The organism is Nitrosomonas halophila (genome assembly GCF_900107165.1).
Classification (GTDB): domain Bacteria; phylum Pseudomonadota; class Gammaproteobacteria; order Burkholderiales; family Nitrosomonadaceae; genus Nitrosomonas; species Nitrosomonas halophila.
Genome location: NZ_FNOY01000009.1, coordinates 1 through 13,635 on the forward strand (window position 1 = coordinate 1; position 13,635 = coordinate 13,635).

The 13,635-nt window shown below is 47.7% G+C and carries 13 protein-coding genes and 1 pseudogene; all 14 read left to right on the forward strand.

The genetic code is table 11. The annotated features are described in order from the left end of the window. Nucleotides 1–104: pseudogene (locus BLV85_RS14815) on the forward strand (cytochrome C554); the annotation flags it as partial. A gap of 2 nt (nucleotides 105–106) precedes the next feature. Then, nucleotides 107–802 carry a NapC/NirT family cytochrome c gene (locus BLV85_RS03460; RefSeq protein ID WP_090412171.1) on the forward strand — a complete coding sequence of 232 codons (696 nt, stop codon included), beginning with the start codon at nucleotides 107–109 and terminating at the stop codon, nucleotides 800–802. A gap of 161 nt (nucleotides 803–963) precedes the next feature. Beyond that, entirely contained in the window at nucleotides 964–2,292 is a 1,329-nt protein-coding gene (gene miaB / locus BLV85_RS03465; protein WP_090412274.1) for a tRNA (N6-isopentenyl adenosine(37)-C2)-methylthiotransferase MiaB, read from the forward strand. A gap of 80 nt (nucleotides 2,293–2,372) precedes the next feature. Beyond that, on the forward strand, nucleotides 2,373–3,362 hold the full coding sequence (locus BLV85_RS03470; RefSeq protein ID WP_090412172.1) for a PhoH family protein: 990 nt from the start codon (nucleotides 2,373–2,375) through the stop codon (nucleotides 3,360–3,362). Next, complete coding sequence (gene ybeY / locus BLV85_RS03475) at nucleotides 3,337–3,813, forward strand: rRNA maturation RNase YbeY (protein ID WP_245725076.1); 477 nt, start codon at nucleotides 3,337–3,339, stop codon at nucleotides 3,811–3,813. The genes BLV85_RS03470 and ybeY overlap by 26 nt, the downstream gene beginning before the upstream one ends. Nucleotides 3,814–3,929: 116 nt before the next feature. After that, a complete protein-coding gene (locus BLV85_RS03480) occupies nucleotides 3,930–4,787 on the forward strand; it encodes a CorC family transporter (RefSeq protein ID WP_090412176.1) in 858 nt (285 codons plus the stop codon). 731 nt (nucleotides 4,788–5,518) lie between these two features. Further along, nucleotides 5,519–6,121, forward strand: a complete 603-nt coding sequence (gene rpoE, locus BLV85_RS03485; RefSeq protein ID WP_090412178.1) for an RNA polymerase sigma factor RpoE — start codon at nucleotides 5,519–5,521, stop codon at nucleotides 6,119–6,121. A 14-nt stretch (nucleotides 6,122–6,135) separates the two neighbouring features. Next, entirely contained in the window at nucleotides 6,136–6,705 is a 570-nt protein-coding gene (locus BLV85_RS03490; RefSeq protein WP_245725077.1) for a sigma-E factor negative regulatory protein, read from the forward strand. 370 nt (nucleotides 6,706–7,075) lie between these two features. After that, nucleotides 7,076–8,557 (forward strand): DegQ family serine endoprotease, encoded by a 1,482-nt coding sequence (locus tag BLV85_RS03495; RefSeq protein WP_090412276.1) that lies wholly within the window; start codon nucleotides 7,076–7,078, stop codon nucleotides 8,555–8,557. 21 nt (nucleotides 8,558–8,578) lie between these two features. Continuing rightward, a complete protein-coding gene (locus BLV85_RS03500; RefSeq protein ID WP_090412182.1) occupies nucleotides 8,579–8,842 on the forward strand; it encodes a glutaredoxin family protein in 264 nt (87 codons plus the stop codon). Nucleotides 8,843–9,046: 204 nt separating this feature from the next. Continuing rightward, on the forward strand, nucleotides 9,047–10,843 hold the full coding sequence (gene lepA / locus BLV85_RS03505; RefSeq protein ID WP_176973910.1) for a translation elongation factor 4: 1,797 nt from the start codon (nucleotides 9,047–9,049) through the stop codon (nucleotides 10,841–10,843). 75 nt (nucleotides 10,844–10,918) lie between these two features. Beyond that, nucleotides 10,919–11,722, forward strand: a complete 804-nt coding sequence (gene lepB / locus BLV85_RS03510) for a signal peptidase I (RefSeq protein WP_090412187.1) — start codon at nucleotides 10,919–10,921, stop codon at nucleotides 11,720–11,722. Between the two features lie 134 nt (nucleotides 11,723–11,856). Beyond that, nucleotides 11,857–12,579 (forward strand): ribonuclease III, encoded by a 723-nt coding sequence (gene rnc / locus BLV85_RS03515; protein WP_090412189.1) that lies wholly within the window; start codon nucleotides 11,857–11,859, stop codon nucleotides 12,577–12,579. 92 nt (nucleotides 12,580–12,671) lie between these two features. Further along, the gene (era, locus tag BLV85_RS03520; RefSeq protein ID WP_090412191.1) at nucleotides 12,672–13,562 is read left to right on the forward strand and encodes a GTPase Era; all 891 of its coding nucleotides are present in this window, start codon (nucleotides 12,672–12,674) and stop codon (nucleotides 13,560–13,562) included. The last annotated feature ends 73 nt before the right edge of the window (nucleotides 13,563–13,635 follow it).

Below are 13,635 nucleotides of genomic sequence, written 5' to 3' on the forward strand. Positions count from 1 at the left end.
ACAAGCTTGATGGCGTATACGAAGGCGAACCTAAATTCAAGTATCACGACGAATTCCAGGCCAGCGCCAAAGAAGCCAAGAAAGATGACAAGAAAGGAAAATAAGTATGACCGGACTACAAAAAGGATCAATAGGCACCCTGCTGGTGGGCGGGCTGCTTGGCATATTGCTGGTGGCAGTGGTATTTGGTGGCGAGGCGGCACTCTCCACTGAAGAATTCTGCACCAGCTGCCATTCCATGACCTATCCGCAGGAAGAGCTGCGGATGTCTACCCACTATGGCGCATTGGGGGTGAACCCTGGCTGTAAAGACTGTCATATTCCGCAAGGCATAGAGAATTTCCATCTGGCGGTTGCGACCCACGTCATTGATGGCGCCAGAGAACTCTATCTGGAGCTGGTCAATGACTACTCGACGCTGGAGAAATTCAACGAACGCAGACTGGAAATGGCGCATGATGCGCGCATGAATCTCAAGAAATGGGATAGCGTCACCTGCCGCACCTGCCATAAAAAACCGGCGCCTCCAGGAGACGATGCGCAAGCGGCTCACAAGAAAATGGAAACCGAGGGTGCCACTTGTATAGATTGCCACCAGAACCTGGTGCATGAAGAAGCGCCGATGACCGATCTGAATGCGAGTCTCGCTGCCGGCAAGTTGGTACTGAAGCAGGATGAGTATGTTGCTGATGACGATGACGATGACGATGACGAAGAGGATGAGGAAGATGAGGGTGACAGCGATGCCGCCACAGCCGAGTCCTCCAGCGACGACGAGTCCGATGATGAGGACGACGAGTAAGTCTTAGTTGCGTCTTTTTGCCTGCAATGTGATTGCAGGAAACGGCGAGCTACACGATCAGCTCAGACTGGCTCCGGTTTGACTGACTTGTAGCTCGCCGCATTTTGAAATGTGAAGATCTTTGTTATTCAATGCAGGGCGTATCGTTTTAGAGAGTGATGATGAGCAGTAAACTTTATATCAGGACTTTTGGCTGTCAGATGAATGAGTACGATTCCGATAAGATGGTGTCGATACTGCTTTCCGAAAAAGGGATGGAGCTGACTGAAGCGCCTGAAGATGCTGACTTGATTCTGTTCAATACTTGCTCCGTCCGGGAGAAAGCGCAAGAAAAGGTTTTTCATGATCTTGGCCGCGTACGCCACCTTAAGCGCACTAATCCTGACCTATTGATTGGGGTAGGAGGCTGTGTGGCCAGTCAGGAGGGGGCAGAAATCATTAAACGTGCGCCGTTTGTGGATTTGGTATTTGGCCCGCAAACGCTGCATCGATTGCCTGATTTGATCGATGCTCGCAAACATACTGGTCATCCCCAGGTCGATATTTCGTTTCCAGAAATAGAAAAGTTTGATCACTTGCCCCCTGCGCGCACCGAGGGTGTGACGGCTTTTGTTTCCATCATGGAAGGCTGTAGTAAATATTGCAGTTTCTGTGTTGTGCCCTATACGCGTGGAGAAGAAGTTTCACGGCCGCTTGAAGATGTGTTGACTGAGATCGCCGGGCTGGCGTTGCAGGGAGTCAAAGAGGTTACATTGCTCGGACAGAATGTAAACGCTTATCGCGGCAAGATGGGCGATGGCGACATTGCCGATTTTGCGCTGCTGCTGGATTTTATCCACGATATCCCAGGTATCGAGCGCATTCGATTTACGACCTCCCATCCCAGAGAATTTACCGCTCGTCTCATCGATGTTTATCGAAGATTGCCCAAGGTGGTCAATCATGTGCATTTGCCGGTACAGTCCGGTTCGGACAGTGTCCTGGCTGCCATGAAGCGTGGCTATACTACAATTGAGTATAAATCCATTGTTCGCAAGTTGCGTGCTGTGCGGCCTGATATTTCGATTTCATCTGATTTCATTATAGGGTTCCCCGGAGAGACTGAATCCGATTTTGCTGCAACCATGAAACTGATCGAAGAAGTGAATTTTGATGAATCATTCAGTTTCATTTACAGTCCTCGCCCAGGCACACCAGCATCTGATTTGCCTGATGAAACGCCTCAACAAACAAAGCTGACGAGATTGTACCGACTTCAAGAAAAGATCCAGCTTAACGCGCAAGCAATCAGTCAAGCGATGCTTAACACTATCCAGCGTGTCTTGGTGGAGGGTCCGTCCACAAAGAATCCCAGTGAATATTGCGGGAGAACCGATAACAATCGCGTTGTTAATTTTTCCGGTAGCGCTGACTGGGTGGGTAATTTTGTGGACGTGAAAATTACGGCCGCGCTTGCCCATACGCTACGAGGTGAAATCATCAAGTGTTAGCAAATAAATACAATATATTGCTTGCAATTCTATGTGAGCGCTGCCAGAATCAATGCGTGCAATAAAGTTTTATACTAGAATTGAAGCCTAAACCTGTCGAACTGACATTTTCCCCCACAGATAATCAGCGCTTGGCAAATCTTTGCGGGGCGCTAGATGAAAATCTCAAGCAGATCGAGAATGCGCTCGATGTAGTTATCACCCGTCGAGGCGAGCGTTTTAGCCTCAGCGGCCCCGCGAGCCAAACCAAATTGGCGGCCCAGGCGCTCAGGAATTTTTATCACGAATCTCGCCAGCATTTGAGCGTCGAGCAGATACAACTGGGGCTGATTGAGATCAAGAGTATTCCTTCGACCCCTACAGTCAACACCGATCATATTGTCGATGCAGGTGCTGTTTCTTTGCAGCTTATTACCCGCCGCGGCAATATCCAGGGGCGTAACCCCCGGCAGACACGCTATCTTCAACAGATGCAGGCGCATGACATTACGTTTGGCATTGGGCCGGCGGGGACGGGTAAGACCTATCTTGCAGTGGCATGCGCCGTGGATGCGTTGGAGCGCGAGACTGTCGGACGGATCATCCTGGTGCGACCGGCAGTGGAGGCAGGAGAGCGGCTTGGTTTCCTGCCCGGTGACATGGTGCAGAAAGTTGATCCTTATTTGCGGCCACTTTATGATGCGCTATATGATTTGATGGGATTTGACAAAGCCAGCAAACAGTTCGAGCGTGGCATTATCGAGATCGCTCCGTTGGCTTTCATGCGTGGCCGCACCCTCAATCAATCTTTCATCATTCTTGATGAAGCGCAAAATACAACGCCGGAACAGATGAAGATGTTTTTGACGCGTATTGGTTTTGGCTCCAAAGCAGTGATTACAGGCGACGTGACCCAAATCGACTTACCCAAGCATCAGAAAAGCGGCTTGATTGAGGCAGAGCAAGTGCTCAAATCGATAAGAGGAATCGCTTTTACACGTTTCAGATCAGATGATGTTGTACGCCACCCCCTTGTCCAGCGTATTGTGGATGCCTACGAGAAACATGCCACCGACCAAGAAACCCTGTGAGCCCGCAAATTACAAACTGAAATTGAGATTGGCGGTGCAGTATGCCGTGAAAGATAGATCCGGCATGCCGGATCGGTTGCTGTTCCGCAGATGGGTCAATGCCGCATTGATGGAATCAGCAGAGATTGTCATTCGTATCGTGGATTTGCCCGAAGGGGAGGCACTCAATCGCGATTTTCGTGGCAAACAATCTGCGACCAATGTATTGACGTTTATTTATGGTGATCTGCCATGTGCGGGCGACATTGTGCTGTGTGCACCCATCGTTTCCCGCGAAGCGCAGCAGCAGCATAAGAATTTGGTCGCGCATTATGCACATCTTACCGTGCACGGCGTTCTGCATTTGCAAGGTTATGATCATATTGACGAAGAGGACGCCGTTATCATGGAGTCTCTCGAGACTGAAATCATCACCCGTCTTGGTTATGCAGATCCCTATAGTGTTCCATAACCCCGGGCTGGGTTATGGCGCCTCTCCCAACAAGCAAGTAGTGACGGCTTCCGACGAATTTTTACATAGTTCATCCTTGGTCATAAATATTTATACATCCAAAGCAAAAATACCTCATGAATGATAACTCTCCCAAAATCAGTTGGTTTGAGCATATCAGTGCCTTGCTTTCGCGTAAGCCGGAAGATCGCGAACAATTGCTCGCGTTGCTCCATTCCGCTTATGAGCGTGACCTGCTCGATGCGGATGCGTTGACCATGATTGAAGGTGTGATGCATGTCTCAGAAATGCAGGTGCGCGATATCATGGTGCCACGTTCACAGATGGATACGATTGATATCAGCGAGAAACCCGATGAATTTATACCATTTGTGATTGAGACGGCACATTCACGTTTTCCGGTTACAGATGGTAGCAAGGACCGGATTATCGGTATTCTGCTGGCCAAGGATTTGTTGCGCTACTATGCCGGCAAAGAAGAGTTTAACGTGCGCGATATGCTTCGTCCGGTCGTATACATTCCAGAATCTAAACGATTGAATATTCTCCTCAAGGATTTCCGAAGTAACCGGAACCATATTGCTATCGTGGTTGATGAATATGGGGGCGTTGCCGGCCTGGTCACGATTGAAGATGTATTGGAGCAGATTGTTGGAGAAATCGAGGATGAATACGATTTTGATGAAGATGATGCCTATATCGTTGCCGATACGGGGGGGCATTATCGGGTCAAGGCGATCGCTGAGATTACCAGTTTTAATGAGACTTTGGGCGCGACATTTAGCGATAAGGATTTTGATACGATAGGCGGCCTCGTCATCAACCACTTCGGGCGGTTGCCCAAGAATGGTGAGTCGATCATCATTGATGACTTCAGTTTTACTGTATTGAGAGCCGATAGCCGTCGCCTGCACTTGCTGAAAGTTGAGCGCGTCAAGCCCGGTTTGTGCAATTCACCAGACTTGCCCCATTAACATACTCTGAAAGGTTGGTCGTATGCGGCATGATGAATGTCAATAATTCATGATGCCGGTATTCCGAATAGCCCGATGGGAATCCGGGTCCGCCCGAGTGATCGGCATCAGCGGCCGTTTTCTCAAGGCGGCAGCACTTGTTCTAGTGGCATCAGAGAGAATACTTCCCTGGGCGTAGACCGCAGAACTGTTACCATTATCCTATCTGGCCAAGGCGCCCAATGATGTCAACCGGGAAATGTCTGCTATGGTGGGTGTGTATATTTGCCAAGATGTTATTAAGGTCGGCTAAAGTCGCTTTTATGACACAATGCTAGAGATTTTTCCACGATAATTGGACCGGTGCTCTGTGAGCGGCCTTTCGCTGTATCAGGAGGGTCAGAACGGTTGGTAATCTGGTGTGGCCGTGAGAGTGCTATGATTTACCTTATGCGAGGATCTTGAACAAGATGGTAGACTTTATGTCATGCTTTTTGGAATAACTGGCCGATTTGCATGCGGTTGGAAGTATCTTGTTGTATGCAATGAGCTGGAGAAACTGGCTAAACTGGCGTTAGCTTGATTTCGGGCCTTGTGAGTAAAGTAAATAGGGTGATTTTGCCTGATCAGGCAAACAATATCTGTCGGAAATTTAATACGGACTGAAATCAGAGAGTTGAAAAAAGTGTCAGAGATTAAATCATTTTCACCAGAACTAATTTATATGTTTCCATCTTCCGGAAGTACATGGCATGAGTGATCGTGAAATCGATCAGCAATTAGTCGAACGGGTGCAAAGAGGGGATAAGCACGCTTTTGATTTATTGGTGATCAAATATCAGCGAAGACTCACTCGTCTATTGTCACAATTTGTCCGTGATTCAGCTGAGGTGGAAGATATCGCCCAGGAAACCTTTATCAAAGCATACCGAGCGCTGCCATCATTTCGTGGCGACAGTGCTTTTTATACATGGTTGTACCGTATTGGGATCAATACTGCCAAGAATTTTTTGGTGTCGCAGGGGCGTAAGGCACCAACCACTATTGAAGGATTTGACAACGAGGATGCGGAGAATTTTGAAGGCGCGGATCAACTTCGTGAAATGAATACACCAGAGAGTGAACTAATGGGAAAACAAGTTGCTCAAACCGTTAATCAATCGTTGGATGCATTACCGGAGGAATTGCGCACTGCAATTATTCTCAGGGAAATTGAAGGGCTTAGCTATGAAGAGATTGCCGGCATCATGGATTGTCCAATTGGTACGGTACGATCTCGGATATTTCGGGCGCGTGAGGCAGTCGCTGAAAAGCTGCGCCCATTGTTAGGCACAGACAAAAACAAGAGATGGTGATAAGAGGTGAAAATGTGAAAAGCAAAGTATCGGAATTAATGGATGGAGAGCTCGATAGCGCGAGTGCGGCTGAAGTGATTGACGCCCTAGAGAATGGTGATGATTTACTTTCAGACTGGCTTGCCTATCACATGATTGGGGATGCATTGCGCCAACCGATTGTGAGTGCGGATGTCTCGGAGCGAGTGCGAAAACAACTGGCCGATGAACCGATATTATTAGTGCCGCATTTACTTAAGCCCCACAGGTCTCATAAACAAAAACTGGTGGGGCTTTCTGTTGCGGCATCGGTTATGGCACTGGCTGTGGGATGGTTGATATCTCAGTCGATTGAGCAGCAGCAAGTGCTTCAGGAAGTGTATATGGCTGAGAATACAGACGAGAAAACACCGGTTTCGGATAGGCAAACGGTTACTTTCCAGCCTGGGTCTATTTATATGTTACCTCCGGCTTCAGTGCATGGTGGCGATGGCTATCCTCTTGTTTATAGAGGATTTACCCATGGCGGTATGATGTATCACCCGCAGACGGGAATATACCAAGTTGAAGAACAGCAGGATAATTCAGTCATGCCGGGAAAGTAGCTTTCCCGGCATTTTTCCAGATTGCCAGTCGTACCATTCCATCACTAGCTTAATTAGCTTCTCTCAAGTAAATTCTGGATTCATGTTGAATCGGATTTGTACTTTTCCCGCCTTACAAGAAGTAAAGAGGTATCATTCCAGGTAGCCCGTGTTTGCGGTAATACTGAAATATCGAATTTTCGTTGATAGGTTGTGTGCAAGTATGCGGCGGGATAGATATGAATTCATATCCAGGTATTGCACAACGTGATTGGCTTATGTCAGCGACAAGCCGGTTTTTTTGTTATGCCTGACTCTTTGTTTTGTAATCTTGTTAAGTCTCATTGCCTGATGCATTCGAGGTAAACGGGATTAATAATATATGTTGACCATGGATACTCAAACTCAATTACATTCAAAATCGCGATCAGATTCAGTTGCAGCTGTTGCATACGAACGCACGCGTTGGTTCGGTACGCTTGTTCTGTGCCTGTTGTTATTGGCGTCTCTGCTGCCTGCTCAACTGCGGGCGCAGGGCTTGCCAGACTTTACCGGGCTGGTTGAGAAGCATGGGCAGGCTGTTGTGAATATCAGTACTGTACAGATGCAACAAATTGGCGCCAGCCAGTTCTTTCCAGAGATGCCCAATATACCTGAGGATTCCCCTTTCTACGAATTTTTCCGCAGGTATATGCAACCCTTTTCAGCACCCAGAAAATATGAGTCTCGCTCACTGGGATCAGGTTTTATCATCAGTCAGGACGGTTATATTTTGACCAATGCGCATGTGGTCGAGTCTGCTGATGAAATTACTGTTAAATTGACGGATAAACGTGAATTTAGCGCGCAAGTGATCGGTGCGGATCGCCAAACTGATATCGCGCTCATCAAAATCGAGGCGGATGACTTGCCTACCGTGACGCAGGGCAATCCCGATCAACTCAAAGTCGGTGAGTGGGTGATTGCGATCGGTTCCCCGTTTGGTTTTGAAAGCACGGTTACAGCTGGGATCGTGAGTGCAAAAGGACGCTCGCTGGCGCAGGAAAGTTATGTCCCTTTCATCCAGACCGATGTGGCAATCAATCCAGGAAACTCTGGCGGCCCTTTGTTTAATATGCGGGGTGAGGTAGTAGGCATCAATTCCCAGATTTACAGCCGGACAGGTGGCTTCATGGGATTGTCTTTTGCTATTCCGATCGATGTGGCTGCCGAGGTCGCGAATCAGCTCAAGCTTCACGGCAGGGTATCGCGCGGCAGAATCGGTGTCATGATACAAGAAATGACCGAGGAGCTGGCTGAGTCTTTTAATCTGGATAGAGCACGTGGGGCATTGGTCGTCTCAGTAGAGAAAAATGGTCCGGCTGACGAGGCAGGCATCAAGGTTAGAGATGTTATTCTGAAATTTGATGATCAGGACATTGCTGTTTCCAGTGACTTGCCCCGTATCGTTGGCAATACCAAGCCGGGCTCCAAAGTATCCGTTTCGGTCTGGCGCAATGGATCGACCAAAAAGCTGATGGTTAAGGTCGGTGAAATGCCTGCAGACGATGGAGAGACTGCCCGTCAGATACAGGGTAAATCGGGTGATGCGAGTAGCAGTCGCCTGGGTCTTGCTTTGCGTGAACTCACTGCCAGTCAGAAAAAACAGCTGGGAATAGAGTATGGGCTGTTGGTTGAAGAAGTCTATGAAGGCATTGCAGGTGGGGCTGGCATACGTCGAGGCGATATCATTCTTGGATTCAATAACCAGGATATCAAATCCATCAAGCAATTTAATAAACTATTGGATGATACCAAGAAAGGACGTAATATAGCCTTGCTGGTAAAAAGGGGTGATGTGGCGACTTTTATTACTATGAAAATCGATAATTAAAATGCATCTGATAGCTTGTTCATGAATGATCCAGTCCATCAAAAAAAGCTGATTGTATATGCTAGGGAGGGATGTCATCTCTGCGATGAGATGATCTCTTCTCTCGGTGTGCTGCAGAAAGAAAATAAATTTGAATTCGATGTTGTCGATATCGATAGCGATGCACATTTGGTTGGTTTGTATACCGAGCGTGTGCCTGTTTTGTACGACACAATTGCCAAAAAGGAATTGTGTCACTATTTTCTGGATCAGGCGGTATTCGATGCCTATCTTGCCGCTAGCTAGATCGTCAGGGGGCGGTTCTTTTCTGGCATCGGTTCCATGAAAATAGTTTTTTCTTTTGTTCGGTATGGCATGCTTGTATGAAAGTGCATCAAACAAATTTAAGGAACCGACGATAAGCTGAACCTACTCTCTGTCGATTGATTTGTATACAATCCCCTCTTTTGTCTTTTTGACCGTTTGAATCCAGCTTACTGAGTGTCCATCTTGATGCAACATATCCGTAATTTTTCCATCATTGCCCATATTGATCACGGTAAGTCCACCCTGGCCGATCGAATTATCCAGCTTTGTGGTGGCTTGTCTGAGCGCGAAATGGCCCAGCAAGTACTCGATTCCATGGACTTGGAGCGTGAGCGCGGCATTACGATCAAGGCGCAGACAGTGGCTTTGCGCTATCAGGCAAGGAATGGCGAACATTATTTGCTGAATTTGATCGATACCCCGGGGCATGTCGACTTTTCTTATGAGGTTTCCCGCTCGTTGTCTGCCTGTGAAGGTGCATTGCTGGTTGTCGATGCTTCCCAGGGTGTTGAAGCCCAGACCGTTGCGAATTGTTATACCGCAATCGAGCAGGGGGTTGAAGTCGTTCCGGTATTGAACAAAATCGATTTGCCGGCAGCTGATCCTGAGCGGGTAATAGCTGAAATTGAGGATATTATCGGCATTGAGGCCAGGGATGCCTTGCGTATTAGCGCCAAAACCGGCAAAGGGGTCGAGGATGTGCTGGAGATGCTGGTGGCACAGATTCCGCCCCCCAAGGGGGATGTTCATGCACCTCTGAAAGCGTTGATTATCGATTCATGGTTTGATAGTTACGTAGGGGTTGTCATGTTGGTGCGAGTGATGGATGGGGTGCTGAAAGCGGGGAATAAGCTGCTGCTTATGGCGAGTAAAACCACCCACCTGTGTGAGCAGGTGGGCGTGTTTCAGCCGAAAGCCGTGCATCAAGAGTCGTTGAGCGCCGGTGAAGTCGGTTTTATCATTTCGGGTATCAAAGATTTGAAATCTGCCAAGGTGGGTGACACGGTGACACTCGCTGACCGCCCTGCCAGCGCACCGTTGGCGGGATTCAAAGAAATCAAGCCGCAAGTCTTTGCCGGACTTTATCCGGTTGAATCCAATCAGTACGATGCGCTCCGTGCAGCGCTGGAAAAACTGCAATTGAACGATTCTTCGCTGCACTTTGAACCCGAGACTTCGCAGGCGCTTGGCTTTGGGTTCCGGTGCGGATTTCTTGGACTGTTGCATCTGGATATCGTACAGGAGCGCTTGGAACGGGAATATGACATGGACCTTATTACCACTGCGCCCACAGTGGTTTATCAGGTTGTCATGCGGGACGGCGCCATCATGGAGATTGAAAATCCATCCAGATTGCCAGATGCCTCGGGTATCGAGGAAATACGAGAGCCGATTATTACGATCACTATTTTGGTGCCGGAAGAATACGTCGGTGCTGTGATGACATTGTGCACGGGCAAGCGCGGTATCCAGAAAAATATGCAGTATATGGGCCGGCAGGTTATGCTTGTCTACGAAATGCCACTCAATGAGGTGGTCATGGATTTTTTCGATAAATTAAAATCCGTCAGCCGTGGCTACGCTTCACTGGATTATGAATTCAAAGAATTTAGAGCGGCTGATCTAGTCAAACTTGATATCTTGATCAATGGTGAAAAGGTAGATGCCCTTTCCCTGATCGTGCATCGTGCCAGCAGTCAACCGCGTGGGCGAGAGCTGGCACAGAAAATGCGTGAACTTATTCCCCGCCAGATGTTTGATATTGCGGTGCAGGCGGCGATAGGTGCACATATCATTGCCAGAGAGAATGTCAAAGCATTGCGTAAGAACGTATTGGCAAAATGTTATGGCGGGGATATCACGCGTAAGCGTAAATTACTGGAGAAGCAGAAGGCAGGCAAAAAACGGATGAAGCGGGTTGGAAATGTAGAGATTCCCCAGGCGGCATTTCTTGCCATCTTACAGGTGGATAGCAAATAGTAATAAAAGATTGGGAGTGCGATGCATGCGATCGGTCAGCATGTCTTTTCAAAGTTAAGCAAGTATTGAAATATTATGAATTTTCCTTTGGTATTGCTCATTTTGCTGGTGACTACGGGTGGCATCTGGTTGCTCGATCATTTTTTTCTGAAGCACCGGCGTGCAGCAGGAAGCGACGAGCCATGGTGGATCGAGTATCCTAAAAGTTTCTTTCCCATCATCCTGATTGTATTCTGCCTGCGGTCATTTCTGGTGGAACCCTTCAAAATACCCTCTGGCTCGATGATTCCTACTTTACTGGTGGGCGATTTCATATTGGTCAATAAGTACGCCTACGGCATCAGGCTGCCGGTGGCGAATCTTAAAATCATCGACGTTAATGAGCCTCAGCGTGGCGAGGTCATGGTGTTTCGTTTCCCAGAAGATCCATCTATCGATTACATCAAACGTGTCATAGGCGTGCCGGGCGATATGGTTACCTATCGTAACAAGCAGCTGAGTGTCAATGGTGTGCCCATTCAGGCTGAACCTAACGGGGATTATAAATACATAGAATCCGGATTGGCCTACATCTATACAGAACGATACAGAGAAAATATGGATGGCAATGAATACAGTATCCTCATAAATCATGAGATGCCAAATATTCAGTTATCTGCAGTTCATAATTTTCCTAGGCGGGATCACTGTACATTTGACCATTCTGGTTTTGTTTGTACGATTCCAGAAGGCAATTATTTCACCTTGGGAGACAATCGTGACGGCAGCAGTGACAGTCGCTACTGGGGATTCGTTCCAGAAAGTCATATTATCGGCAAGGCTTTCCTGATTTGGTGGAATTTTAACGATTTAAGCCGAATTGGCACCAAAATTCAATAATGAAACAGCGCTCCTTTGTCCATTGAAATGATCTTTGCCAGCCAGAGCATGACGGCAGCGGTTGAGGGTTCTGGCTATCGCGGGTATGCCAGCGAAAATTATTTTTTGATGGATTTCGATGCGGACAGCAATCGATGAGTGGTCGTAAATTTCTTTCCCAAGGGATAAGAGAACTGAAAAAACAGCGTTGTGAAATTCTTTTTCATAAAATCGGTTATACCTTCAGACAGCCCGAGCTGCTTAGGGAGGCTTTGACGCATCGTAGTTATGGTTCACCTAACAATGAACGTCTCGAATTTTTAGGTGACAGCATATTGAATTGTGCCGTATCGATCATGCTGTACAGAAGCTTTCCAGCACTGCCAGAAGGCGACTTGACTAGGCTGCGGGCCAATTTTGTCAATCAGCAGGCATTATATACACTGGCAATCGGCCTTGATCTCGGCGATCTGATTCAGCTGGGAGACGGCGAACGAAAAAGTGGCGGGCATCGTCGTCCATCGATTTTAGCGGATGCGCTGGAAGCGGTGATTGGAGCGATCTATCTTGAAAGCGGATTCAATGAGGTTGAGCAGAGAGTCGTCCAACTGTATCAACCACTGATAGAAAATCTCGATCCTGAAACGCTTGGCAAGGATCCCAAAACCCTGTTACAGGAATACCTGCAGGGCCGCAAAATGGCATTGCCGGAATACACGGTATTGTCTACCAGTGGAGATGCCCATTCACAAATATTCCGCGTGACATGCAAGATTGCCCAGTTCAAAATTCACACAACGGGAGAAGGCACCAGCCGCCGGCGTGCCGAGCAAGAGGCTGCGCGGCAGGCCTATGAATTGGCGACCATGCGCCGTTAAGCGGGTTGCCATGCATTAATAAGAAGCCCGCGCATATCGCAAGTATTGCGACCCAATCGACAAGCAGTTCAAACCAAAATGTTTCTTCTCTTATGAGCGTGTCCAGCTTTAAAACAGGTTATATTTCCATTGTGGGGCGGCCCAATGTCGGTAAATCCACTTTGTTGAATCATTTAATCAAACAAAAAATCAGCATTACATCGAGAAAGGCCCAAACTACCCGACACCGGATTCAGGGAATCCTCACCGATGAGCAATCACAATTTATTTTTGTAGATACTCCGGGTTTTCAAACGCGTTATCGCAACCTGCTCAACCAGGCAATGAATCGAGTCGTCATGCAAAGCGTGCAGGATGTCGATGTGATCGTGTTTGTGATCGAGGCTGGGCGATTTGATCTGCAGGATGAGCTGGTGCTCAAAAGGTTGCCTTCTGATCGTCCTGTCATTTTAGTCATCAATAAAATCGATTTGTTGCAGGAAAAGCTGCAATTGCTGCCGTTTATTCAGAAAGTAGCAAAATTGTTTGATTTTGCTGATATTGTTCCTGTCAGTGCGTTGCATGAAAAGCAATTATCCGAATTGATAGAAGCCATCCGGAGTCATTTACCTGAGAACCCCCCTTTTTTTGCCGAGGATGAGATCACTGACCGAAGCGAACGTTTTCTGGCTGCTGAATTGTTGCGTGAGAAAGTTTTCCGGCAAATAGGGGAGGAAGTGCCCTACTCTGTCAGCGTTATTATTGAACAATTCGTGGTGGAAGGGGCCTTGCGTCGCATTCATGCTTGCATCCTGGTTGAAAGATCCAATCAGAAAGCGATTATCATCGGTAAACAGGGGAAAAAGCTGAAGGACATGGCTAGTCAGGCACGCAAGGATATGGAGGCATTGTTCGGTGGCAAAGTTTATTTGGAAGTATGGGTCAAAGTAAAAACCGGCTGGGCAGATGATGTGAGTGTGCTCAAAAGCCTGGGCTATGAGTAAGCGGTACCAAATTCATTCGGTTTTGGGAGAATTGGGATTGATGCCTTCTGGCTGGTCTGTGGTTTCTGTCGCG